The organism is Mesorhizobium escarrei (assembly GCF_935825525.1).
Classification (GTDB): Bacteria; Pseudomonadota; Alphaproteobacteria; order Rhizobiales; family Rhizobiaceae; genus Mesorhizobium; species Mesorhizobium escarrei.
The window spans coordinates 1-25,197 of sequence record NZ_CAKXZT010000171.1 but is presented as its reverse complement, the minus strand read 5'-3'; the positions used below and the strand labels follow the sequence as shown (position 1 = coordinate 25,197).

General features: G+C 60.7%; 21 protein-coding genes, 1 pseudogene and 1 riboswitch. Of the genes and pseudogenes, 10 read left to right on the top strand and 12 right to left on the bottom strand.

Annotation, left to right across the window (positions count from 1 at the left end; genetic code table 11):
- Positions 1-236 precede the first annotated feature (236 nt).
- From NMG80_RS33160 to NMG80_RS33135, 6 genes and pseudogenes are all read left to right on the top strand, one after another.
- A pseudogene (locus NMG80_RS33160) lies at positions 237-388 on the top strand (IS110 family transposase); the annotation flags it as partial.
- A gap of 606 nt (positions 389-994) precedes the next feature.
- Positions 995-1,660 (top strand): coiled-coil domain-containing protein, encoded by a 666-nt coding sequence (locus tag NMG80_RS33155; RefSeq protein WP_254022045.1) that lies wholly within the window; start codon positions 995-997, stop codon positions 1,658-1,660.
- Positions 1,661-1,667: 7 nt separating this feature from the next.
- On the top strand, positions 1,668-4,733 hold the full coding sequence (locus NMG80_RS33150) for an OmpA family protein (RefSeq protein ID WP_254022044.1): 3,066 nt from the start codon (positions 1,668-1,670) through the stop codon (positions 4,731-4,733).
- A 16-nt stretch (positions 4,734-4,749) separates the two neighbouring features.
- Complete coding sequence (locus NMG80_RS33145; protein ID WP_254022043.1) at positions 4,750-5,241, top strand: Rab family GTPase; 492 nt, start codon at positions 4,750-4,752, stop codon at positions 5,239-5,241.
- A gap of 3 nt (positions 5,242-5,244) precedes the next feature.
- Positions 5,245-6,315 carry an adenylate/guanylate cyclase domain-containing protein gene (locus NMG80_RS33140; RefSeq protein WP_254022042.1) on the top strand — a complete coding sequence of 357 codons (1,071 nt, stop codon included), beginning with the start codon at positions 5,245-5,247 and terminating at the stop codon, positions 6,313-6,315.
- Between the two features lie 479 nt (positions 6,316-6,794).
- On the top strand, positions 6,795-7,754 hold the full coding sequence (locus tag NMG80_RS33135) for a DMT family transporter (RefSeq protein ID WP_254022041.1): 960 nt from the start codon (positions 6,795-6,797) through the stop codon (positions 7,752-7,754).
- A gap of 24 nt (positions 7,755-7,778) precedes the next feature.
- Here NMG80_RS33135 and NMG80_RS33130 read toward each other — a convergent pair whose 3' ends face one another.
- The 4 genes from NMG80_RS33130 to NMG80_RS33115 form a co-directional block, all read right to left on the bottom strand.
- Positions 7,779-8,585 (bottom strand): ABC transporter permease, encoded by an 807-nt coding sequence (locus NMG80_RS33130; RefSeq protein WP_254022040.1) that lies wholly within the window; start codon positions 8,583-8,585, stop codon positions 7,779-7,781.
- Positions 8,582-9,589: an ATP-binding cassette domain-containing protein gene (locus NMG80_RS33125; RefSeq protein ID WP_254022039.1), complete on the bottom strand. Its 1,008-nt coding sequence runs from the start codon at positions 9,587-9,589 to the stop codon at positions 8,582-8,584. The genes NMG80_RS33130 and NMG80_RS33125 overlap by 4 nt, the downstream gene beginning before the upstream one ends.
- 181 nt (positions 9,590-9,770) lie before the next feature.
- Positions 9,771-10,280 carry a superoxide dismutase family protein gene (locus NMG80_RS33120; protein WP_254022038.1) on the bottom strand — a complete coding sequence of 170 codons (510 nt, stop codon included), beginning with the start codon at positions 10,278-10,280 and terminating at the stop codon, positions 9,771-9,773.
- Positions 10,281-10,412: 132 nt separating this feature from the next.
- Positions 10,413-11,189 carry a sulfite exporter TauE/SafE family protein gene (locus NMG80_RS33115; RefSeq protein ID WP_254022037.1) on the bottom strand — a complete coding sequence of 259 codons (777 nt, stop codon included), beginning with the start codon at positions 11,187-11,189 and terminating at the stop codon, positions 10,413-10,415.
- Between the two features lie 255 nt (positions 11,190-11,444).
- A riboswitch (TPP riboswitch) is annotated at positions 11,445-11,557 on the top strand.
- On the opposite strand from NMG80_RS33115, the gene NMG80_RS33110 reads away from it, so the two are divergent.
- The 4 genes from NMG80_RS33110 (at position 11,548) to NMG80_RS33095 (ending at position 14,383) form a co-directional block, all read left to right on the top strand.
- A complete protein-coding gene (locus NMG80_RS33110; RefSeq protein ID WP_254022047.1) occupies positions 11,548-11,793 on the top strand; it encodes a hypothetical protein in 246 nt (81 codons plus the stop codon). Its footprint overlaps the riboswitch before it by 10 nt.
- Before the next feature lie 24 nt (positions 11,794-11,817).
- The gene (locus tag NMG80_RS33105; protein WP_254022036.1) at positions 11,818-12,618 is read left to right on the top strand and encodes an ABC transporter permease; all 801 of its coding nucleotides are present in this window, start codon (positions 11,818-11,820) and stop codon (positions 12,616-12,618) included.
- Positions 12,612-13,373: an ABC transporter ATP-binding protein gene (locus NMG80_RS33100; protein ID WP_436798744.1), complete on the top strand. Its 762-nt coding sequence runs from the start codon at positions 12,612-12,614 to the stop codon at positions 13,371-13,373. The genes NMG80_RS33105 and NMG80_RS33100 overlap by 7 nt, the downstream gene beginning before the upstream one ends.
- Positions 13,370-14,383 (top strand): ABC transporter substrate-binding protein, encoded by a 1,014-nt coding sequence (locus NMG80_RS33095; protein ID WP_254022034.1) that lies wholly within the window; start codon positions 13,370-13,372, stop codon positions 14,381-14,383. The genes NMG80_RS33100 and NMG80_RS33095 overlap by 4 nt, the downstream gene beginning before the upstream one ends.
- A gap of 42 nt (positions 14,384-14,425) precedes the next feature.
- Here the strand turns inward: NMG80_RS33095 and NMG80_RS33090 are convergent, their stop codons facing one another.
- The 8 genes from NMG80_RS33090 to NMG80_RS33055 all read right to left on the bottom strand — a co-directional run bounded on the left by NMG80_RS33090 (position 14,426) and on the right by NMG80_RS33055 (position 24,827).
- A complete protein-coding gene (locus NMG80_RS33090) occupies positions 14,426-15,541 on the bottom strand; it encodes an AI-2E family transporter (protein WP_436798742.1) in 1,116 nt (371 codons plus the stop codon).
- A gap of 418 nt (positions 15,542-15,959) precedes the next feature.
- A complete protein-coding gene (locus NMG80_RS33085; protein ID WP_254022032.1) occupies positions 15,960-16,919 on the bottom strand; it encodes a D-ribose ABC transporter substrate-binding protein in 960 nt (319 codons plus the stop codon).
- Between the two features lie 32 nt (positions 16,920-16,951).
- A complete protein-coding gene (locus NMG80_RS33080; RefSeq protein WP_436798743.1) occupies positions 16,952-18,025 on the bottom strand; it encodes an ABC transporter permease in 1,074 nt (357 codons plus the stop codon).
- A gap of 88 nt (positions 18,026-18,113) precedes the next feature.
- Complete coding sequence (locus NMG80_RS33075) at positions 18,114-19,655, bottom strand: sugar ABC transporter ATP-binding protein (RefSeq protein WP_254022030.1); 1,542 nt, start codon at positions 19,653-19,655, stop codon at positions 18,114-18,116.
- Complete coding sequence (locus NMG80_RS33070; RefSeq protein WP_254022029.1) at positions 19,652-20,308, bottom strand: DUF2291 family protein; 657 nt, start codon at positions 20,306-20,308, stop codon at positions 19,652-19,654. The genes NMG80_RS33075 and NMG80_RS33070 overlap by 4 nt, the downstream gene beginning before the upstream one ends.
- A gap of 438 nt (positions 20,309-20,746) precedes the next feature.
- The gene (locus NMG80_RS33065) at positions 20,747-22,444 is read right to left on the bottom strand and encodes a glycerol-3-phosphate dehydrogenase/oxidase (protein WP_254022046.1); all 1,698 of its coding nucleotides are present in this window, start codon (positions 22,442-22,444) and stop codon (positions 20,747-20,749) included.
- A 74-nt stretch (positions 22,445-22,518) separates the two neighbouring features.
- Entirely contained in the window at positions 22,519-23,295 is a 777-nt protein-coding gene (locus NMG80_RS33060) for a DeoR/GlpR family DNA-binding transcription regulator (protein WP_254022028.1), read from the bottom strand.
- Complete coding sequence (locus NMG80_RS33055) at positions 23,292-24,827, bottom strand: FGGY-family carbohydrate kinase (protein ID WP_254022027.1); 1,536 nt, start codon at positions 24,825-24,827, stop codon at positions 23,292-23,294. Before NMG80_RS33055 ends, NMG80_RS33060 begins: the two co-directional genes overlap by 4 nt.
- Between the last annotated feature and the right edge of the window lie 370 nt (positions 24,828-25,197).

Below are 25,197 nucleotides of genomic sequence, written 5' to 3'. Positions count from 1 at the left end.
GCAATCGAGTGCGCGCGCCAGCGTTACCTCCGCGTTGTGCGCAGGAACCACGATTGAAACCAAGGGATTATGCGCCACGCCGTCTTACCCGCCTGGTTCGAAGGTAGAACAAGAGTCCCGAAACATAGCCGGCGATTTCCTGCCAAAGGGAACGGTCCTTAGGGACACTGCGTCCAAACAGTCTCCTGCGAACTCTTCCGAGCCGCCGCGACGCCGCCATTTGGCTGCAGAGCGAGCTTGCTCCTGTCGTGCTACCGATGTTGGAAGCCTGGCGCAGCATTCGCATCCGTGCCGCCGAGCTTGGGCGCCAGCTGTCGCAGATGGACGTCAAAGCCAGGCATGCCGCATACTCATGTCGATTCCCGGAGTCGGCGCCATGACCACAAGCTACGGTCCCCGCCACCGTATGAGTGCAATAGCTATGGCAACCTGACGTCTTTTGCAATCGGGGGCGCAATGAATGCAAGCCCAATGAACCTTTGGTGTGAATGACTGCAGTGATTGGGACAATTGCTCCCCTCCTATCGACCGAAACGCCTCGATTCCGAGGTGCATTCTCGAACAGCCATTCTCCGTGCGAAAGAAGGCCTCCTTCTACCGTTGGGCCCGCATCGGAAGCTGATCGTCGCAGTATACAGCCGGATGTGAGACAGTATGTGAACCGCCAGACCACCTAATTTAGATACTTCTAATGAATCTGCGCTACTTAATTGCGCTCCAGTAGCTATAGCCTGACATTGTATTACTCATTTCGATAGTAGATTGCGTCCAATGGTCGACTAGATTAGCCGGTTATGGCTGCTATCACAAAGAGATGCGAGAGCGACACCAATCGGAACTCGTGCATTTGCTGCTAGTTCAAGAGATGTAAAAGGGACGCACGAATTGGCTTAAGTCAAGAAGATTCCGGCTTGCGAGCCGGGTATTTTGCTGACATGCTTGGGCGTTTTTTGAGTTTGCACTGTGGTAGGTGTTCAAATGAAGGGGCATAAGGATGGCTAAGGAATCTTCGAATACCGCTTCTTCAGCAAATAAAGCGGACGAGAATCTGAAAAGTAATGCAGACGGAAACGGGCTGGCCTTCATGGGGGTCCAGGCTCGCGAGGGCGGGGTCTCCGGCGACGCTGTAGGTGTCGACAAGATACGTGATCTGCTGTTCGGCAACCAGATGCAGGACTATGACCGCCGTTTTTCCAAGCTTGAAGAACGGTTCTTGCAGCGCTTCAAGGATGTCGAATCCGAGGCCAAGCGCAATCTTGAAATGTACGAGTCAAATGCAAAGAAGCAGGTCGAATCGCTCGCGGCGCAATTGCGTAACGAAAAGGATGCACGAGCCGAGGCCGACAAGGAGATTGACCGGAATCTTCGCGAGCAAAATCAGGCGCTTGAAAAGCAGGTGCGCGCGTTGTCGGATCAATTGAGCGAGCTTGAGCGCGAAGTTGCGGACCGGATAAATCGAAGCGATCAATTGCTGCGTGAGGAAATCAAGCAAAAGAATGAAAGCATGCAGATGCTGATGGAGAAAATGTTTTCCGATCTCAGCAACGTCAAGACCGACCGAAATCTTTTGGCTGGCCTGTTTGTCGAGGTTGCAAAATGTCTAAATCAGGATCCCGCCGGCAGCAAGAGCAACTCGGAGCGTAGTTGGAAAGTGAGTTGATCGGAACTTGACGTCGACCGTCGACCCAATCAGCCTTGCTCAAAAAGCAGCTTCGAACGATACAGAGATTGATCGCGAGGCTCTGGCTAGTCTTTTGGTCGAAATTGCCCGGAACGTTGATCCGGACTATCGTGCGCGTTTCGACGGAGTTCCAACCGCCGATCCTCGCATGGCAACGCTGCGCCAGTTGCTGGTCGGCCGCGAAATTTCCGAGCTTTCACGAGTTACGCACCTGCTCGACGAACCTGAGCAGCTTGCGTCTGCAGTTGGGGGTGTTCTCCCCAGTGCAGCCGCACGTGCGCCTTATGCGCAACTCGGCGAGGCCCTTGCGCCAGCTGTCGAGAGGGCCGTGCAACGGTCCATCCAGAAGAGCCCGCGTACGCTTACGGATATATTGTACCCGGTGTTTCTGCCGGCAATTCGCAAGTCGATCGGGGAAAAGATCGATCAGACCTTTCAGTCGCTGAATGAAACTTTAAGACATATATTTACCTGGCATGGGCTCAAGTGGAGATTTGAAGCTTGGAGAACGGGTGCAAGCTTCTCAGAAGTTGTTCTTAAGCATTCTCTTGTCTATCGTGTAGAGCATGTGTTTCTCATTAACCGCAATTCCGGGCTTTTGATTGCGCATGTAACTGCCGAAAATGCCACGAGCGAAGATCCTCAACTCATTTCTTCGATGCTTAGTGCAATTCAAGATTTTGTGAAAGACTCATTTAACGAGAAAGAACAGAGCGGCCTGGACACTATCCGTTTCGGGGAGCTTCGTCTCTGGTCAGAAGTTGGACCGTTTGCGACCTTGGTTGCGGTGATCCGAGGAAATCCGCCAGAGGAATTACATGAAATAGTTCGCGATGTGTTGTTTCGCATCCACGACGAATACTCACAGGCTTTAGAGCAGTTTGACGGCGACAGTTCGCAGCTGGCCGGCATAGAGACGCAGTTGCAGACCTGCGTTGAACTGAAGCAGGAGGACTCAAACCAGGGATTTCCGTGGCTGGTGGTGGCTGCAGTCCTGCTGGTTTTGATTCCGGCAGGCGGTTGGTTCTTTCTTTCCTGGCAATCCGGGCAACGCTGGCAGGCCTATGTGTCGCGAATTGAGGCCCAACCGGGAATCATCGTCGCCCAACAAACGGCGAGCGATGGCCAATTCTTTATTTCCGGCCTGAGAGACCCGCTTGCCGCCGACCCGCAGTCGCTGTTGTCCGGAACGCAGGTCGATCCCGCCCGCGTTCACTCACACTGGCAATTCTATCAGAGCCTTGAGCCGGAGTTCGTGCTGAAGCGGTTGACCGCGTCGCTGGCTCCACCGAAATCGGTTCGGCTTGCGATCGTCGAGGATCGCATCGTTGCCGAGGGTGAGGCTCCCGACACCTGGATAGATCGGGCACGCGCAGCGGCCCGACAGCTTTCGGCAGGCGGACCGGTATTCGACGTCTCCAAGGTCCAGGATGTGAGCCCCGAAGCACGCGCGGCGGAGCACTGGCAGACTTATGTGTCGCGACTTGAGGCCCAACCGGGAATCATCGTCGCCCAACAAACGGCAAGCGGCGGACACTTCTATATTTCCGGCCTGAGAGACCCGCTTGCCGCCGACCCGCAGTCGCTGTTGTCCGGAACAGGGGTTGATCCTGCTCGCGTTCATTCGCAGTGGCAATTCTATCAGAGCCTTGAGCCGGAGTTCGTGCTGAAGCGGCTAACGGCGTCGCTGACCCCGCCGAAATCGGTTCGGCTTTCGATCGTCGAGGATCGCATCGTTGCCGAGGGCGAGGCTCCCGACACCTGGATCAGCCGGGCGCGGGCCGCCGCCCAACAACTTTCGGCAGGCGGACCGGAATTCGACATCTCCCGGGTTCGTGATGTGAGCCCCGAAGAACGCGAGGCGGAGCGCTGGCAGGCCTATGTATCGCGACTGAGTACCCAACCGGGCATCATCGTTGCCGAACAAAAGGTGCGCGATGGCCAATTCTATATTGCCGGCCTGAGAGACCCGCTTGCCGCCGACCCGCAGGCTTTGCTGTCCGGAACGCAGCTTGATCCTGCCCGCGTTCATTCGCAGTGGCAATTCTATCAGAGCCTTGATCCGAAGTTCGTGCTGAAGCGGCTAACGGCGTCGCTGGCTCCGCCGAAATCGGTTCGGCTTTCGATCGTCGAGGATCGCATCGTTGCCGAGGGTGAGGCTCCGGACACCTGGATAGATCGGGCACGCGCAGCGGCCCGACAGCTTTCGGCAGGCGGACCGGTATTCGACTTCTCCAAGGTTCGTGATGTGAGCCCCGAAGCACGCGCGGCGGAGCACTGGCAGACTTATGTGTCGCGACTTGAGGCCCAACCGGGAATCATCGTCGCCCAACAAACGGCGAGGGGCGGACACTTCTATATTTCCGGCCTGAGAGACCCGCAGGCCGCCGACCCGCAGGCTCTGCTGTCCGGAACAGGGGTTGATCCTTCTCGCGTTCATTCACACTGGCAATTCTATCAGAGCCTTGATCCGAAGTTCGTGGTCAAGCGGCTGATGGCGTCGCTGACTCCGCCGGATTCAGTACGATTTTCGATCATCAAGGATCGCATCGTTGTCGTGGGTGAGGCTCCTGCCGCCTGGATAGATCGGGCGCGGGTCGCCGCCCAACAACTGGCCGCGGACGGACTCTCTCTAGAAATTTCCGAGCTGCGTGAGTTGACCCCTCAGAAACTCACTCATTTGAGGGAGGCTATTCAAGCGGTCGACATTTTCTTCGATTCTGGCAAGGCTGTACCGGGACCAGAGCAACTGCCGGTTCTCGACAAATTGGCAAATCAGTTGAAGGAATTGGCCAAGGACGCCCGCAAGGCAGGCGTAACAGCACAGTTCATGCTGACCGGCCATTCGGACGCCACGGGCCGTGAGACGGCCAACGTGTCGATCAGCGCCGCCCGCGCGGAGACAGTTCGTGCGCTTCTCAAGAAGCGCGGCGTCGATCCGGAATTGCTCTTGGTTCGCGGCGCGGGCACCTTTGAGCCAGCGGAAACTGAAAATAGCCGAACCGGGAGCTCCGCCAATCGCAGAGTTTCGGTTACGGTAAACTTCCACTAGGGCGGAGCCCGGGATATTGCAAAAGAAGATCTGCATGTTGGGCGGGTTCGCTGTCGGAAAGACGAGTCTGGTTCGCAGGTTTGTGCAAAGCATCTTTTCAGAAACCTACTTGACCACGGTGGGAGTGAAAATCGACAAGAAGAGTGTTGTACTGCCGGACAAAACCGTGGATCTGATTTTGTGGGATTTGGCCGGCGAAGACGATATCGGCTCATTCCGCGTCAGCTATGTGCGGGGCGCGAGCGGGCTCGTGCTTGTCGTCGACGGAACCCGCGCCGCTACCCTAGCCGTGGCGCTCACGCTGCGCGAGCGGGCCGAGGCCGAGTTCGGCGCTATGCCGTTTGTATTGCTGTTCAACAAATCCGATCTGGCCGATCGGTGGGCGATTTCGGACAATGAAATAAACGAATTGAGGCAACTTGGATGGCAAATCTATCTAACAAGTGCGCTTTCGGGTGAACATGTTGATGATGCGTTTCGTCAGCTTGCTTCGATGGTTGCTAAATAGACCATGCATGGATTGCCAAGAGAAGTCAGAAGCTGGATTTACGATTTCTTCTACAACGAGCACTCTGTCGCATATCTGAAAATTGACGCCCAGCTTTGCATCGCTGCAAAGGGCGGTAATGTTGAACATTACGGCCTATCATCACTTTGCGTTGGCAAGCCCGTAGCCGAGCAGCTTGAATTCATGGAAGGTTTGCTGCCTTGCCCGGAGCTTCCATATCATATGGCCATGGTCGAACTGCCCAGCGGGCGTGTAGCGGACCTTCATCTTTTTGCTGACAATGCCTGCGTATGGCTGCTCTTTCTTGACGCCACTGCCGAACGCGACAATAGGCAGCGGCTTCAACAGAAGGCTTATGAAATGACACTCCTGCAAGAGAGGGAGCGCCAACTCAACGAAAAATTACAATTGACGAACGAGGCGTTGAGGCAGAGCCAAGAGGGATTGTCGCGTGAATACCAGCGCGCCGAAAGCCTACTCCTCAACATTCTTCCAGCGTCGATCGCGGAGCGGCTAAAAGCGGACGAACAGATTGCAGACAGCCATGCTGACGTGAGTGTGCTTTTTGCCGACATCGTAGGCTTTACGGAAAGAGCGCGGAGCGTCGGAGCCGAGACAACGCTCGCTATTTTAAATTACTTCTTCAAGGCGGCGGATCTGCTCTCGGAACGATACGGCTGCGAAAAGATCAAGACAATCGGCGATTGTGTGATGGTGGTCGCTGGCCTGCCCGTCGCGCGACCCGATCATGCAGAAGCCCTTGCGCACTATGCACTTGAACTGCGGAAGGCGGTTAAGCGCGAACGCTTCGCAGGGGAACCGATAAGACTCAGAATTGGAATTCACTCAGGACCAATCGTCGCGGGCGTTATAGGCAAAAGGCGGTTTGCCTACGACCTGTGGGGCGAGACCGTTAATCTCGCCGCACGTATTCAAACGTCAGCGGAGCCCGATGAAATCCGTATTTCGGATGCAACTCGCAAATTGCTTGGACCAAATTTTGCTTGCGACCCACTCGCGGAAACGGAATTGCGGGGTACAGGTCGCGTGCGAATGTGGCGGCTCCCGGCCTGATTTGCCGCCTGGCAGTGCCGACCATGGAGCGCGCATTGCATCTCAAGTTAGTCAAGGTTTCGAATGTCCGCAGAGTGCGCGAAGCACTCGATAGCGATCACGTCGACCCGTCTAGGCCTTCCAATAACCTTTCATAGAGCCGCCAAACGCCCTCTGGCAAACCAGGTGGTTCTCCAGGAGCCAGTTTCGTGAACCTGGCCAGGTGCTTCATCTACGCAGCCGGAGCATCAACGGCCGCAGCCTGTGAATTGAAAAGCCCGCGCCTCCGGGAGAGGTCGCGGGCTCTGATCGGCGGGAGGATCCGATCTGGCAGCCTTTGTCTACGGGAATGATGCTGCGGAAGCCCGAACTTTCGTCGCTGGCCTGTGTTCCACACGGAAAACAAAAAAGCCGCCGCACAGGAATTGGTGACATAGCTGACGTTGCTGCTCGGCAAGACGCAGCAATCCTGCTAGGATCGGCGGTGGGAGGAGACGGGCATGCAATCGCTGCCGATAGCCCATCCTAGCGTAGTCAAGACGACAGCCGACGCATCGCTTCCACTCGCCTATTCCACCGCGACGCTCTGCTGGCTCCTGTCCGCCGGCGTCTACATCGCAGCAAAGTGGGTTGCCCCCGAGATGCCGCCTTGGGCGCTCTGCTTCTGGCGGCTGGCGCTCGCCTGCGCGACCCTGCTGCCTATCGTCCATCATCATCACGGGGCGATGCTCGCACTGATCCAGTCCCGGGCGATCGAGGTGCTGGCCATCGGCGCCATCGGGCTGACCCTCTGTCAGGGCATGATCTACACGGGCCTCAATTACACCGACGCGACGACCGCCGGCATCATCATGGCGCTGTCGCCGATCATGACCATGGTGCTTGCCCGCTTCGTGCTCGGCGAGCCCCTCGGCATCTGGAAGGCGCTTGGCGCGCTGCTCGCTCTGGTCGGGATGGTGGTGATCGTGGCGCGCGGCGACCTTACCGCGCTGATGCGGCTCCAGTTCAATCCCGGCGAGTTGTGGATCGTCGGCAGCGCGTTTTGCTGGGGCCTCTACACCGTGCTGCTGCGTCGCGCCAAATTCGCTATCGAACTGCTGCCGACGGTGGTCCTGCTGCTGGGAGCCGGCGCGCTGGCCGCACTGCCCCTCTATCTCTGGGAGCTGTTTTCCGGCGAGCGTTCGGCGCTGCATGCGAATGGTCTTCTGGCACTCGCCTATGTCGCTGGCCCGGGCGGCGCTCTGATGTATTACCTCTACAACCGCAGTGTCGGGACGCTTGGCGCCGGGCGCGCCAGCATGCTGCTCTATCTGCAGACTGTCTTCGTCGCCGTGCTCGCTTATCTTTTCCTAGGGGAAAGCTTGCACGACTACGACCTCGCCGGCGCCGCCTTTATCGTCGCCGGCCTGCTGCTCGCCACCGCGATCAAGCCGAGGCAGCGCACGGCGCATGTCGCGTAGGCAATACCTCTCCCGCTACTCGTCTCACCTTCTGAGATACAGCCATAGTGTCGTCGGCGCCAGGATCGCGGTCAGCGCCACCGGCGCGATCAGGGCGAGGACGACCTGACTGAGTGTCGCCCCGCCACCCATCAACCCGCGCAGCGCCGTCGTCATCAGCGACACCGGGTTGACTTCGACGAAGGCCCGCAGCCAGTCCGGCATGGTCCCGGGGTCGACCATGATGTTGGAGGCGAAGACGAGCGGGAACAGGAAGGTAAAGCCGAGCGTCATCACTGTGGTTGGCGTGCGGATCAGCAGGCCGAGCACGATGAATACCCAGCCCATGCCGAACCCGATGGCGATCAGCATGGCGAAGGCGGCAAGCACGCCGAGGATGCCCGCCTCCGGCCGGTAACCGAGGATCAGCCCGATGGCGAGGATGATCGAAGCGGCAATCAAATGGCGCAGGATGTCGCCCACCATCAGACCGGCGAACGGAGACAGCGACCAGATCGGCAGCGATCGGAAGCGGTCAAACAAGCCCTTGCCGAGGTCGGTCGACAATCCCATGCCCGAATAGACCGCGTTGAACACCACGGTCTGAACCAGGATGCCGGGTAGGAAGAACTGCAGGTATTCGCCAGGCGAACCGGCGAGCGCGCCGCCGAAGACGAAGGTGAAGAGCAGCGTGAACATGATCGGAGTCATCACCAGGTCGAAGAGTTGCTCCGGCACATGCTTGAATTTCAGCACCGCGCGCCATCCGAAGACCAGCGCATTGGAAAGGGCTGATGGAGTCCTCGGTCGGGCGACCCTTTGCAGCCGCTGCAGGGATGTCGCGTCGATCATGGCGTGTCGTCCTTCCGGCTTTCACCCAGGCTCGGCTGGCCCGTCAGCGCGAAGAAGACCTCCTCAAGGCTGGGTTGGCCCATGGAGAAATCCGACAGTTCGATGCCGGCGGCGACCAGGTCGGCCAGCGCCTCGTTGGCGGCCTTCGGCGTGCCGGCAAGGACGGAGAGTTCGGCGCCCTCGGCACTGCGTTGGACAGGGTGCTCCAGCCGGCGTTCCAGAATGGTCGCCGCCTGGTCCAGCCGCGCAACATCGGCGAGCGCGACATGGAGAAACCCGGAACCGGTGGCCGCCTTCAATTCGCGGCTGGTGCCCTCGGCAATCTTCCTGCCGTGGTCGATGACGGCGATGCGCGCTGCGAGTTGATCGGCCTCTTCGAGATATTGCGTGGTGAGCAGGATGGTGACGCCGGCCTCGGCGAGGCCGCGGATCATGCCCCAGACATCCTTGCGGGCGTTCGGATCGAGGCCTGTAGTCGGCTCGTCAAGGAACAGCACGCCCGGCGTGACGATCAGCGAGGCGGCTATGTCGAGCCGCCTTCGCATGCCACCCGAATAGTCCCTCACCTGTTTCGTCGCCGCTTCGGACAAGCCGAAAGCCGCGAGCAGGTCGTCCGCACGAGCTTTCGCGGCGCGACCGCGAAAACCCCAGAGTCGGGCGAGCAGGACGAGATTCTCCCGGCCGGTCAGGTCCTCGTCGAGCGAAGCGAACTGCCCGGTCATCGCGATTGCCGCACGGACCTCGTGCGGGGCCTGCACGAGATCGTGCCCCATCACGGTCGCGGAGCCGGCGTCGGGGCGCGACAGCGTCGCAAGCATCCGCATCAGCGTTGTCTTGCCGGCGCCGTTCGGACCCAGGATAGCGAAAATCATGCCGCGCGGCACATCGAGGTCGATACCATCGACTGCGCGCAGCTTGCCGAACGTTTTGACCAGGCCGCGGGCGGAAATGGCTGACTGGGCAAGACCCGTGGCGGGCACACCCATAGGAGAAGTATCGTTCATGCAATCATCCGGCAGTCGCAAAATGAAGGCCAACTTCGGCGCAATGGCTGCGCGTCAATTCCTCTGCAGGCGCACGAGCTTACCGTCTGGCTTGTCCTCATGCCAGAGGCTCCGACACCAACCTGGCAGCCGAGCTGAATCGCCGATCAGATCATATGTCGGCTACTCCCTTGGGGGCTTCTCACTCGATCACGGCGCAGGCCTGACGGTTTCCGGCATCACCGGCCGGCTGGCTTTTGTAGTCGTCCTGTCCGCCGTGGATCATCAATGCTTTGCCTCGTATCGCCGTGTCTCCACCATCCAGCTTGACCATGCTGTTGAAAACCTGGGCACGCAAAACGCCCTCGGCGCCGACCCGCTGATTTGGCATATCGCCCGCGTGCGGGCCTTTCCCGGTGAGGTATCCATGTTCGGCATTCGTCGGATTGAAGTGCCCACCGGCCGAGGCATGGCCGCTCTGATGGTCGCATTTTCCGGTCTCATGAACATGAAACGCAACCCATTCGCCCGCCGGCAGTCCCGTCACCTCCAACTCTATCAGCACGCCGTGTGCCGTCTCGGTCAGCGTGGCCGTTCCGATCTTCTCGCCAGCCATGTTGACGAATTCGGCTTTGGCGGTCGCGGTGTCCTGAGCCGCTGCAGGCATCGCGACCGCCAGCGCCAACCCTGCTGTTGCAACCAGTTTTTTCATCGACTCGTCCTCCGGTTGTCCAAGAAAGCCAAACATCAAAGGGGTCTCTTCGTTCCATTTGGGAATTGAGGTTTTGTCTCCGGCACGGCCGCCAGAGAAGCAACGTCGACAAGTTTTTCAATGTGCCTCAGTTTACACCCATTCGAAGAGTTGCGCGGTTTGCCAGCCCGCCAGCAATATAATGAGAATACCAACGAGCCTGAGAAGCGTCTTTTCTGCGATTGACTTCACTACCCATCCGGCCATCGGCGCTGCGACTACGCCGCCAAGGATCAAGCCCGCGACAGAGAGTAGATTTTCGGTTAGCTCTCCTGCCTCCTCCCAGTGGCCCGTTAGCACCGCAAACAAGAAGGTCAGAGACACCGAGAGCGTGATGAGGAACTCGCTGGCATTTACCGTACCAATAATGTAGCGGGGCGTCCCGCCAAAACCGAGAAGGCCCGTCGTTACGATGGGTCCCCATCCGCCACCCCCTGCCGCATCGAGAAATCCACCACCAAGTCCAAGCGGAGGTACCGCGCTTGCAGGGACCGGATTGCTTGGGAACCGCCGGAAGGAACGGAACAGGAGCCAAGCTCCGACGAGCGCAAGGTATGTGGTCACATATGGCTTCATGATCGCTCCCTCAAACGAGGTGAGCACAAAAGCGCCGAGAACGCCGCCGAGAACGCCAAATGGCATCAGCCGCCAGAAAAGCTTCCAGTCGATGTTGCGGTGATAGAGGTGAGCCGAACCCGAGGCGGCAGTGGTAAACAGCTCAGCCGCGTGAACTGAAGCCGAAGCGTGTGCAGGAGACACGCCAAACCCCAGCAGTGTTGTCGAGCAAACCACGCCGTAGGCCATGCCGAGAGCCCCGTCCACAGCTTGAGCTACAAACCCTACGAGCGCAAAAAGAAGAAATTCTTGCATTTGGCTCTCCAACAAAGCGCGGTCGTACTCGACGAAAGAGAAACCCGCTGCCGATAACGCATGCAATCTTCATGCTTCCACAACTCACCAAACGCCTAGCATCGATAATGGGACGACGAACGGGAAGCTGTCCACCCGATCGACGCCTTTCTCCGCACCCGCTGCGATCGAATAGCACTGCGACCACCTCCCCTGACCTGAGGTTTCACGGGCCGGACGCAGACTTGCAGCTCCACGGCATTTCTGTTTAATTGCCGCCATCCACAGGGGTGCTCCGTATCGTCGGGGCTGAGAGATGGGCTGCAAGCCCGTAAACCCTAGAGCTGATCTGGATAATACCAGCGGAGCGAGGCGGGCAATGTTTTCTGACGCACAGATTCCTCTTTATCCGATGCCCCCTCTTTATCCGATGCTCCCTCTTTATCGGATGATTGGCGATTTCGTCGGCGTCTCCGCGCTCGATGCGCTCGACCCATGCCGCGATCGGTTTCGCATAGGGACAGACGTTATTTCGACGCTGCCGGTCGGCCCGCTCGAAGGCCATGTGACGATCGAACTCGCGATCGACCTCGCGGTTTCGGCCAACGACCCGGCACCGCGCTGATCTTTCGCGCCAGACAGGTCTCGCATGTCCCAACCATTCTCCGCCACGCTACGAATCGCAGTCCTGTTCGGCAAGGTCGGACCGGCCTTGCTATCGGTCGGCACCCTGGTTTTGGCCTGGGAGCTCTATGCGCGTCTCTCGGGCATCTCGCCCACCACGCTGCCCGCGCCGTCACGCGTTCTCGCCCAGGCCATCCAGCAGCGCCAGGCGCTGTTCGACAACACCGTGCCGACGATCAGCGCCACATTGGCGGGTTTCGCCTGCTCGTTGGCCGTTGCCTTCATCCTTTCGGTGCTGATCGACTTCTTCAACCCGCTGCGCCGTGCGCTGTTCCCGGTGTTCATCATCAGCCAGACCCTGCCGCTGGTGGCGATCGCCCCGCTGGTCGTGCTCTGGTTCGGCTTCGGGCTGACGCCGAAGATCATGCTGGTCGCCCTCGTGACTTTCTTTCCCATGCTGGTCGCGCTGGTGCAGGGGTATGAATCGACGGATCGGGACATCTCGGCGCTTCTGAATTCGATGGGCGCTTCCCGCATGCGCATTTTCCGGCTGGCCCGCCTGCCCTCCTCGCTGCCCTATTTCTTCGCCGGACTGCGCATCTCGATCACCTATGCCGTGGTGGGCGCCATCTTCGCGGAATATGCCGGTGCGGCCAAAGGGCTCGGCATCTACATGCTCAACGCCAAGAACAATTTCCGGCCCGATCTCGTGCTGGCGGCCGTGCTGGTCAGCGCCTTGCTCACGCTAGCCCTGTTTGCTGCTACGGTGCTGATCCAGCGCGTCGTCATGCCATGGGAGCGGCTCGATGGCGCACGAAAATCATGAGCAGGCGGCTGGAGCTGCGCCAGGTCAGCAAGCGTTTTGGCGATATCGACGTGCTTGCCGGCATCACTCTGCATGTCGAGCCGGGCGAATTCGTTTCAATCCTCGGCCCCTCCGGAGCCGGCAAGTCCACGATCTTCAGCTTGCTGACGGGCGGTCTCGAAGGCCACGGCGGCGATGTCGACTTCGACGGGCGGCCACTGGCCGATACACGCCGACCGTTTGCCTTCATGCCGCAGCACGATGCCCTGATGCCGTGGCGCACAGTTATCGACAACACCGCGCTCGGTCTCGAAGTGCAGGGCATGTCCCGCAAGGCGGCGCGCGGCAAGGTGGCGCCGCTCTTCGGCGAATTCGGCCTTGCCGGCTTCGAGCAAAAATATCCGGCGCAGCTCTCGGGCGGAATGCGCCAGCGCGCCGCGCTGTTGCGGACCGTCGTGCAGGACCGCGCCATGCTGCTGCTCGACGAACCGTTCGGCGCACTCGACGCCCTCACGCGCACCGGCATGCAGCGCTGGCTTCAGACGATGTGGGACCGACACCGCTGGACCGTCCTGCTGATCACCCACGACGTGCGCGAGGCGGTCTTCCTGTCCGACCGCGTCTATGTGCTGAGCCGCCGCCCCGCCAGCGTGCTGCGCGAAATCGCCATACCTCTTCCGCGTCCGCGCAAGGATCTTGCCTCGCCGGAAGCCAGCGCCATCGAAGCCGACATCCTCAATACCCTGCTCGACCCACAGCCCGCCGAAAGGACATGACCATGCTTTCCAGACGCCTCTTCATCGCTGCCGCATTGATCGCCGGGCTCGGACCCGTCACGTCCGTCCGCGCCCAGCAGACTGTCACCGTCGCGCTCGACTGGACGCCGAACACAAACCATGTCGGGCTCTATGTCGCCCAGGCGAAAGGCTTCTACGCCGAGGCCGGGCTCGACGTGCAGATCCTGCCCTACAGCGACACTGCGGCCGGCACGCTGATCGCCAACCGCGTGGCCGATTTCGGCATACTGGGTTCCATAGGATTGTTTACCCAGCGCACGGCCGGCGCCGACCTCGTCGCCACCTACGCCATCATGCAGACGGAAACCGGCAGGCTGGTGTTCAACGCCGACCGCGCCGATATACAATCCCCAAGGGATCTGGACGGCCTGACCTATGGCGGTTTCGGCAGCGCATGGGAGAATGCGCTGATCGGCACCATCATCCGCCATGATGGCGGCGAGGGCAAATTCGAAACAGTGACGCTGGGCACCTCCGCCTATGAGGCCCTGGCCAATGGCAAAGTCGATTTTACGCTCGAAGTCTATACCTGGGAGGGGATCAAGGCGGAACTCGACGGCAAAGCCCAGCGCGCCTTCCGCTATGCGGATTTCGGCGTGCCCGACCAACATACCAATTTCATCGGCTCGAGCCGGGCCTACCTCGAGAAGAACAAGGACACGGCAGCCGCGTTCATCGCCGCGACCAGGCGCGGCTATGCCTTCGCCGTCGAACATGCGCAAGAAGCGGCTGATGTTCTGATCGCAGCAAACAGCGACGTGTTGACCGACCGACCGTTGATCGAGGCATCACTGAAGGCGCTGGTCGACGGCCACTATCTGCAAAGCCCCACCGGCGCGATCGGCACGATCGATCCCGCAAAGATGGAGGCTATCGGCGACTACCTGTTCAAGGCCGGCGCCCTGCGCGACGGCGATGGAAACCCGGTCGGCGAACGACCCGATTTCGCGGCCTATTACAGCAACGCCTATCTGGCCGGCGAAGAATGAGCCCACCGCGGCGCATGCAGTGATCTTTGGCCCCGGCGGCGCTTACTCACCACTAGGCGCGGCTCTCGACTGACGCGATGGCTTTGTCTCGCGCTTTGGCGTCAGTTCCGCCTCGGGCTGGTCGCTCAATCGTTTCTTGAGGATGTCAACGAGGCTGACGGTGACCGCGATCACCGCAGGGCCGAGGACCAGCCCGGATGCTCCGAAGAGGACGATGCCACCGATCGCGCCGATAAAGGCGACCACTGTGTGGAGCCGCAGCCGGCTCCCGACAAGCATCGGATAGAGCAGATTGTCGATGCCGGCGACGACGCCGCCGCCCCAGACGGTCAGGATCGCTGCGCTCGCCCAAGCCCCTTCCAGCGCCAGATAGATCGCTGCCGGCACCCAGATCAGGAATGCGCCGAGCACCGGCACGATGGCAAGAAGCCCCATTACCAGGCCCCAGAACACCGGAGTGGGCAGGCCAAGCCACCAGAACATCAGACCGCCCAGCGTTCCCTGCACGACGGCGATGAGCACGGTGCCTATCAGGATCGCATGCACCGTCTCGGCAAGGCGGGACAGCAAATATGCCGTCTCCGATGCACGCAGCGGCGACAGACGCTCGATCCCGCGCAGGGCGGGTTCACGGTCCCGCAGAAAATAGAACAGCAGATAGAATGTCAGCACGAACATCACGGCCTGGTTGATCGAGCCGCGCAACAGCGATGTGCTTTGTCCGGTCAGCCATTGTACAAATGCGGCGACCGTGCCGGCCGGATCGAGTTGGTTCTCGATCCACCGGGCAACCGCCGAAAGCCTGGGATAGCCCGACAGGAAGAGATCTGTGTTCCAGCCCCGGATGACCTCCTCCATATAGGTGGCGCCGTTTACCGCCTCGCCAACGAGCTGCTGGGCCACAAAGATGAGCGGCAGGCCGACCGCCACCGCCGCGACGCTCACCGATATCAGTGCAGCCAGGTTTTGATTCCTGAGCCTTTCCTCGACCCGTCGATGAGCCGGATGCAGGACGATTGCCAACACCATCGCCCAGGTCAATGCAGGCAAAAAAGGCAACGCCAGGAGATAGCAGACATACAGGCCGATCATCGTCGCGGCCACGATGCCGAGCAACCTCATTTGTCTGATATCGGGCATCTGTTTCAGGCCGGGCATCTCTCGCCGTCTCGCAAACCAAGCGAGCCTAGTGGATTTCCCGACAAAATGGCAGCTTCACTTGCCGCACCCGCTGCGGCGGTTCCAAGCTGGCTCGCGGACCCGCGGCTTCACAGGACCAATAGAAAAAAGGCCGGACTGTTGAAGTCCGGCCAGGCATGAAGGTTCAAAACCTCCAGAGGGGAACGCGCCGGACGCAATGGGAGGAAAACATCCGACGCAATGCAGATATGGGACGGCACGGATGACGTTTCAACGACATGGGGTGGGCCACATCAGCCGCTCCATAGAGCCACGTGGGCGGATCATCGTCACGGCCGTGCTTCAGTTTGAGCGTGACATATGTCCGGTTGTCAAAGACGTCGCCGCCTCGGATCAGGCGAGGAGTGTCCCGAAGGAAAACTCCTCGCCCGGTTTTTTACTCCGAAAGCGTGAAGGGTGCCGTGTATTTGTCGACATTGTCCTTGGTGATGAGAAGGCAGTCAAACAGCTGCTTCTCGGTCGGCGCTCCGGTCTTGCCGGTCCTTATGAAGGAGTCGGCCTGCTGTACCGCCTTCGCCGAGTAGACGGCCACTGGCTGGAGCACAGTGTACTGCAAGTCACCAGCCTTGATCGCAGCGACTGCATCCGGGGAGCCGTCGAAGCCGCCGACCTTGATGCTCGACAGCTTCCCGGCTTCCTTCAGCGCGGCGATCGCGCCGAGCGCCATCTCGTCATTGCCGCTCGTCACGCCGATAATATCGGGATGGGCCTGCAGCAGGCTCTGCATCTTGTCGTGGCCCTGGGTACGGTCCCAGTTGGCGACTTCCGAGCCGACCTTCTTGAGGTCCGGATACTGGCTGATCACGGTCTCGTATCCGTTCGACCGGGTGGCGGCGTTGTTGTCGGACGGGGCGCCCAGAAGTTCGACATAGTTGCCCTTCTCGCCGATATCAGTCACCCATTGCTGTGCCCCAAGGGCTGCGCCCTGTGCGTTGTTGGAAACGAGCTGTGCCTTGGCCAGACCCTCCTGGTTGATCTCGGCATTGACGAGGAAGACCGGAATGTTTGCGGCAATCGCCTTCTTCACGGCGCCGATTGATCCGCTGGCGTCGGCAGGATCGAGGATGATCGCCACGGATTTGTTGGTGATCGCAGTGTCGATCAATCTGCTTTCCGTGTTCGTGTCCGCTTTCGAAGCGCCGACAGTCGCGGTGTAGCCGAGTTTTTCGGCTTCGGCCTTGGCCACGTTGCCTTCGGTGAGCCAGTACGGGTTGGCCGGATCGATGACGATGATCGAGATGAGGCCTTCGGCCGACGCTGCGGTCACCGACCCTGCGAGGACCGGAGCGGCCAGCGCAAAGGCCGCGAGCATTAGAATTCTTGCCTTGCCATACATGAAATTTCCTCCTTGGTTAGCGATGGTACCGGTCAACCGGCAATCTTCTCGTGAGCGGGATCGGCCGTTCGGGCCTTGCCGGCTTGTTGCGGAGAAGTCGAAGGGCCGCCGGTCGAGCTCGGGAGCTTGACGCGACGGCGATACTGAATGGCGTTGAGCAGCACCGCCAACACGATGACCGCGCCGGTGAACACCGTTTGCCAGTAGGCGGACACGCCGATGATCACGAGGCCATCGGAGAGAAAGCCGATGACGAAGGCCCCGACCAGCGTGCCACGGATATTGCCGCGACCCCCGGTGAGTGCGGCGCCGCCGATGACGACGGCCGCAATGGCGGTCAGTTCGTATGAATTGCCGGCGGTCGGTCCTGCCGAGGTCAGTTCCGAGGACAGGATGAGACCGGCCACCGCGGCGCAGATGCCGGACAGCATGTACACCGACACCTGCACTTTTTTCACCGGCACGCCTGACAGCTCCGCGGCGCGCTCGTTGCCACCGGAAGCATAGAGCCACCGGCCGAAGGCAGTGCGGTTGAGGATGATGCTGCCAATGATCGCGATGACGATCATGACCAGCACACCGATGGGAATGCCGAACAGGCGGTTGAAGCCCAGCCAGTCGAAGCCGGTATTGCCCAGCTCCGGCTTGCCGCCGAGATCGTTATAGGTCAGGCCGTTTGTCATCAGCAGCGCGGCGCCGCGCACCACATAGAGCATGCCCAGCGTGGCAACGAAGGCCGGCACCTTCAACCAGGCGATAAGCACGCCATTGACCAGGCCGACCAGTGCGCCGAGCACGCACACCAGCACCACGACCACCCAGACCGGGGGAAACAGCACGATGCCGAGCGCTTGCAACTGCACGCCCTGCATCAGAAACCCGGCGATGACCCCCGACAGCCCAAGCGTCGACCCCACCGACAAGTCGATGCCACCATTGAGGATGACCAGCAGCATGCCGACCGCGAGGATGCCGAAGATGGCGACATGCGAAGCCATGGTGAGGAAATTGCCCAGCGAGAAGTAATAGGGCGACAGCATCGAGAAGACGAGGATGATCACAATCAGCGCGAGGAACGCCCGGCCCTCCAGCAACAGCTTGGCCACGCTGAAGCCATCGCTTGATGTTGTCGAGCCGGGACGGCTACGATTCTGACTGGCGCTGGTCACGGTCTGGCTCCTGTATTCTTCATGATCAGACAAGCACCGCCTCGCCCGAGGCGGCCATGATCTGCTCTTTCGTGACGTCGGCGCCGAACTGAGCCGAAATCCTGCCGCGGCGCATGACGATGATCCGGTGCGCGATACCAAGGCACTCGGCAACTTCCGAGGTCGAGAACACGACCGCGAGCCCCTGCGCGGCGCGCTCGCCGAGCAGCCGAAACACCTCCGCCTTGGCGCCGACGTCGATGCCGCGACTGGGCTCGTCCAGCAGCATGACCTTGGGGTCGGTGGTCAGCATCTTGCCGATGACGACTTTCTGCTGATTGCCGCCGGACAGCGATCCTATGGGCGCGCCTGCGCCCGCGGCCTTGACGCGCACGTCGCGAATGGTTCCGTCGATCAGCGACCGCTCCCGCGACCGGGACAGTATCATCCCCTTGACGAAGGCGCCGATGCTGGCGAGCGACAGATTTGCCCCTACCGACATCGTCTGGACCAGCCCGTCGCGTTGGCGGTCCTCGGGCACCAGCACAAGCCCCCTCGATATGCGCTCGGCGATGCTGAGGCGGGAGACGTCTTTGCCCTCCAGCAAGACCCGTCCGCCCGTCATCGGCAGTCGTCCGGCGACGCACTCCAGCAATTCCGTGCGCCCGGCGCCCATCAGCCCGTAAATGCAGACGATCTCGCCGGCGCGCACATCGAGCGACAGCCGGTCAACGACCAGGCGGTCCGAACCCGAAACATCGGCGATGCTCACATCGTCGATCGACAGGGCAACATCGCCGAATGCGTAACCGGTGGGTGGCGATCCCAGGTCGAAGTTCTCGCCCACCATGTTGCGGACGATCCATTCGAGATCGATGTTCTTCGCATTGGCCGTCGCCGTGATCGTTCCGTCGCGCAGCACCACGGCATGGTCGGTGATCTGCAGCGCCTCCTCGAGGTGATGAGAAATGTACACGATCGAGACGCCGCGGGCGGTCAGGTCCCGGATCACCTTGAACAGCACTTCCACCTCGGTCGCGCTCAATGCGGAGGTAGGCTCGTCCATGATCAGGATGCGTGAATCGACGGAGAGCGCGCGGGCGATTTCGACGATCTGCTGCTGGCCCAGGCGCAAATCCTGCACCAGGGTCGTCGGATCGATGTCTTCCTCGAGATCGGCCATCAGCATCCGCGTCTGACGAGCCTCTTCCGTGAAGTCGAGGCCCGTCGCGCCCCGCAACTCACGGCCCATGAAAATATTGTCGCGCACACTCAGATTGGGCGCGAGACTCAACTCCTGATGGATTATCGAAATGCCTCGATCCCGCGCGTCGACGGTCGAGGAGAAGACGACAGGACGACCATCGAGCTCGATGCTTCCGGACGTCGGCGTCTCGACACCGGAAAGGATCTTCATCAGTGTCGACTTGCCGGCGCCATTCTCTCCGAACAGCGTGGTGACCTCGCCACGGCGGATGTCGAAATTGACCCCCTTGAGGGCATGCGTTCCGCCATAAGATTTTACGATGTTGCGCGCCGCGAGCACGGTGTCGCCGGCCGCAGGCTCGAATTGAGGTGCCGCATTCATTGAACGCTCAGCTTGACCGGTGTGACGAGCCAGCCCTTGGGATTGATCAACTTGAACACGCCAACCACCGAGATCGTCTTCCCGGTGAGATTGGAATTGTCGATGGCTGACAACACCTGCTTCTTCATCTCGTTGTTCAAGGCCGATCCTGCGTTCTGATACTCGATCTGGTTGGTGAATTGCCCGAAGGTGATCGTTCCCGTGGCATCGCGCAGGTCGGTTCCGTTGATCGCCGGCCCGGTCTGCACCCGAATGACCAAGCTGCTGGGAACATCGTCGACCTTGACGGCGTAGATGCCGGACTTTCCCTCGCCGACCACGCCGATGAATTTGACTGAGAATTCCGTACCGACATTGGCCGGCACGCCGTATTCCTTCTCCGCTGCCGCCTTGTCCTTGGCGATGGCCGACGCAAGCGTAGCGGCGTTCACCGCACGCTGCTCCACGGCGGATTGAACCTTCGGAAACTCGGACTTGCCGTATTCCTCCGGGGAAAACGCGGCCTTGCGCGCGTCTTCCGCCGAACCAATTATGACGACCTTGGTGTCGAGAACCATCGCCCCGAGTAAGATCAGGACCGCTGCCGCGGCGACGATGCGACGGACCTCCGGTGTCACGCGCCGATTGATCGGGGTCGCAGGCTGCGAGTTCATGGCGCGACGACCCGTGACGTGACGCCGATCAGCCCATGATTGACAGCGCTGCTGGATTGCATTCCATCTCCTCCCGGGATGATATTATTATCTTAAGTTGAAAAATTTTTCACGCCTTGTGTCGCTTGTCAACGGCATCGGAGGGATCAGCGTCAGCGACGCCATCGAGGGGGCTCCTTGTTGATTGCTGAAGCGAACCAACAGCCGGTGTTCGGTGACTGCACGAACTTGTCACCGATCGCGTTGCTCATTCATCAGCCAACTGCTGAAATCGACCATACTGTAGTGTTAATTTCACGTCAATAGATGTGATATTTTGCCCAATCTCCCGTAAGACGAGAGACGCGACGGGACCGGAGATGCCTAGGAGACTGTTTTCATGTGGTATTTTCGAAACGGCATATCCCGACGCCGGGTCCGTCCAAAATCAGGGCCCCATCACAATCGCATCAGATTCCTGTCGCTGAGCTGCGCGACAGCGGCATCGAGTTCGTCGGACATCCGCTGCGGGTCCCAGCTACGTGCACGGCCGGCAATGGCGGCGATCTGCTTCAAATCGCTCATGGTCAGGGAACCGCCAATGGCCAGGGTCGTGCGCCGCATGACGATATCGGCCAGATGCTCGACGAATTCGTTGCGAACGATGTAATCGATCTCGGATCCGCTGTAGTCGCTCGCCCCCGGCAGGCGATCTTCATTGTCGCATCGGCCTTGGTGGCGGGCGATCGGCAACGCCTTGGTTCCGTAGCGCGACAGAAGCTGGTCGAGACGGCGTTCGTCGACGCCCGAAGCCGATCTGGCATCGGCCAGCCAGGCGGCTCGCGCCGCAGGCTCGGTTGGAAAACCCTTGCCGCCGCCGATCGGCATCGACCGCGTGGTGACCTTGCGGCGGCATCCCAGCCGGTCGAGTATCGTGTCGGCAACCTCCTCGGCAAAGCCGCGGAACGTCGTCCATTTGCCGCCGACCAGCGAGATAATCGGAAACGGACGCGAACCCTCCGGCTCGACGACCGGTGCCGAATGATCCCGGCTGATCAAACCGGGGACCGAGGCGTCGGATGCAGGCAACGGCCTGATGCCGCTATAGGCATAGACGATCTGGTCGCGTCCAAAGCTCATGCCCGGCATCAGCGCACGCACGCTCTCGAGCAGATAGTCGATCTCCTGCGGCTCGCAGCGTACTGTGTCCGGGTTGTCGGCCTGGATGTCGGTCGAGCCGACAAGCGCCAGACCGAGATAATCGTAGACAAGGCAGATGCGGCCATCGTCGGCTTCGAAGTAGAGCATGCGGCCTGCCAGGCTTCGTACCAGTTCGTCGTGCTTCAGAAGGATGTGCGAGCCCTTGGTGCCGCCGATTATTTTCGACGGCGCGCCGAGCGAGGCGTTGACATCGTCGATCCACGGACCGGCGGCATTGACGACCAGTTTCGGCCGTACAGAAAATACAGTGCCGTTCTCGGACTGACCCCCATCCTTTGACTGGCCCCCGTCATTTGACTGAAAAGTCAGCACGCCATTGGACGACGAAACCAGCGTCGTGTAGTTGGCGGCCGCGGCGAGGGCATTTGCTGCCAGCCCGTCGGTGATAAGTTCGAGCACCAGCCTTTCGGGATGGCTGATCCTGGCGTCGTAATAGGTGCCGGTGGCGACGATCGACCTGGTCAGCGCCGGCATGTCGCTCAGCGCCCGCCGTCGCCCGACCAGTCGGTGGCGCGGCATGACACGATGCCGCGAACCATAGAAATCATAGATCGTCAGGCCGATCTTGATCAGGATGGCGCCGCGGCTGCGCGGCGCGCTGGTCGAGCCCAGCAGCGTGCGCAGCGCCGCCCATATGCCCTTGCTCCAGGAGAAGATCGGGATGACTGTCGGCAGCGGGCTGACATAGTGCGGCGCGTTCTTCAACAGCAGGTTACGCTCCAGCGTCGACTGTGCCACCAGGCCGAACTCGCCCGTTTCGAGATATTTCAGGCCGCCATGGATCAACCGGGACGGCGCAGCACTTGTGCCTGAGCCAAAATCGCCCTTGTCGACGATCAGGCAGCTGACGCCTTGCGCGCAGAGGTCGCGGAACAGGCCAGCCCCATTGATGCCGGCGCCAAGAATGACGACGTCGACATCGCCCGTCTTGTTCATAAGGGCGAGGCCGTTGGGGTCGGCTGAGCCGGGGTTTGATGCGGGGTCGGATGCGCCGGCGTCGTGGGAAGGGCTCATCGCTGAGCCATCTTGACGATGCGCAGCTTCACACCGGCCTGTTCGAGCTTTTGCGCCTGCGCATCGCTTACCCCGTCGGTTGTCAGCACCGCGTCGAAACGGGTCAGATCGTCGAAGACATGCAGGGCGACCTTGTCAAACTTGGAATGGTCGACGACAAGAATGCGCCTGGTCGAGGCAGCGACCATCGCTTGCTTGACCCGGACCACATGCTGGTCCTGGATGAAAGCCGTAGTGCCTGAGATCGCCGAAGCCGAGCAAATCAGAAGATTGGCGCGCAATTGCGCCACGGCATTCTCGCAGACGATGCCGATATAGGCGTTGTAGGTGCGGTGGTACTGCCCGCCCAGACAGATGAAGTCGATGTCGTCGACATTGGTCAGCAGTGCTGCAGTAGCGACGCTGTTGGTGATGACGGTCAGTGGCTTGATGTCGGGCAGCAGTGGCGCGATCGCGTTCGCCGTCGTCGAATCGTCCAGCATGACGGCCTGGCCGGCCTCAATATAATCCAGCGCCGCATGCGCCAGCGCATCCTTCTCGGCCCTGCCGACCGTCACCCGATAGCGGAAAGCGCTTTCATAAAGGCCGGAAGGCTGCACCGTCACCGCGCCGTGCAGCTTGCGCAGCACGCCCTGGTGCGCCAGTTGGTCGATATGGCGGTGGATGGTCATCCGCGACACGCCGAAATGCTCGACCAGGTCGTCGATGCGCACCTGGCCGAACTTGATCACATAGTCGGCGATTTCCTCGCGCCGTTCGTCGGCCTTGATCATGCAGCCCCCTCAGTGCTTTGCCCCGCCAGCCTTTCGATCTCCGGCCACTGCGGCTTGAGCAATTCGGCAATGCGGCAATAGAGAGCAAACCGCTCCTCGAAAACCGCATTGCGCGCCGCGTCGGGCAGGTATTCGTGGCTCGTCTTGCTGACGGCGCGCGCACCCTGTTGCGCCGTGGTAAACAGGCCAACGGCGGCGCCGGCACAAAGTGCTGCGCCAAAGGCCGCCGCCTCTTCGGTCGACGTGACGATGACCGGCACGTTGAGCACGTCGGCAAACATCTGCGCGAAAGCCGGATTGCGCGAACCGCCGCCGGTGAGCCGCACCTGACGAACGGCAAAGCCGTCGCGCAGCGCTTCGACGTGAGTGCGATGGTTGAAGACGATGCCTTCCAGCACCGCCTTCAGCATGTCGCCGCGGTCATGCCAGCCATGCAGGCCGAGAAAGCTGGCACTCGCTGCATTGCCGTAAGGCGAGCCGAACAGATAGGGATGGAACAAGATCGTCGAGGGCTTGCCAAGCGCCACGTCGATCTCTGCCGCCAGCATCTCGTGGATCGAGCCGCCGGTCCTTTTTGCTTCGTCCTGTTCCGGGCGGCAGAGCGTGTCGAGGAACCAGTCGTAATTCGCCGTCGATGCCGGCGAGATCGCCATATTGTTCCAGCGCCCCAGGTCGATGGCGTTGCGGCAGAACCAGCGCGGGTCGACGCGCGGGGCGGTGGAGACAATTTCGTTGATCGAATAGGTGCCGGCGACGATGCTGACCACGCCCTCCTCGTGGCCGCCGATGCCAAGCGCCGAGGCCGTGACATCATGCAGGCCGCAAGCGACCGGCGTGCCTTTCGCAAGCCCGCTCAGTGCCGCTGCATCGGCGGTGACATAGCCGATGATATCGGCCGAATGCGCCACCGGCGGCAAAGCTTCGAACAATGCCTCAAGGCCGAAGATGCGCATCGCCTCCGGCGCATAGCCTTGCGTGCGCATATTGGTGAACGAGGTGCTCGCCTCGGTGAGGTCGGTGCCGATGGTGCCGGTCAGGCAGAAACGCAGCCAGTCCTTGCAGGCGAATATGTGCGCTATCCGGCTGAAGCGTTCCGCGTCGTGCTCGCATAACCAGGCCAGCAGCGACGACGGTGAGGAAGCGTGCGGCACCTGGCCAGTCAGGGCGAGCGCTTCGGCGAAGACCGAACCTTGCGACCATCTGTCGACGATTTCGCCCGACCGGCTGTCCAGCGACAATATGCCCGGGCCTAGCGGCTGTCGCTCGTTGTCGAGCAGGTACAGGCCGTCGCCATGCGCTGTCGCCGCCACTGCGTTGATGTCGCTAGCCGGCCTGCCGCTCGAGGCAATGGCTTCCCGGATCGCTTCGGCGGTCGCCTGCCAGAGACCGGCCATATCGCGTTCGACCCAGCGCGCATGCGGCATCGATTGCGGCACCCGCCGGCGCGCCACCGACAATTGCGAGCCGTCGGCATCGAAGATCACCGCCTTCGTCACCGTCAGGCCGTTGTCGATCCCAAGCAGGCTGGACATGGCTACCTCTCAGCGCAGCGCTTGCCGGATACGGGTTGCGAATAGGATTTGGTGCATTGCGCTTGACGACGGCGAAAGCTGCCCGGCGAAGCAACCGCCGAACACCGATGGGAATTCCGAACCAACGGAATCGATCGTACAATGGTGTTAAATTAACGTCAACATGTGTGATTTTTGGAAGCGATCTTGCGGCGGCCAAGGGCCCTTACGAGCGCCGAAGTCCCGAGCTCGCCATCAATGATGCGGCTTTCGCAGACTGTTTTGGATCTCCCGGAAGCCGCTGACGGCGACCGGAGATAAATCGTGGCAGCTATTGGCGTAGCCTCCACGACAAGGGGTTTCACCAGCCTAGTACCTTTTCACAGTGGTT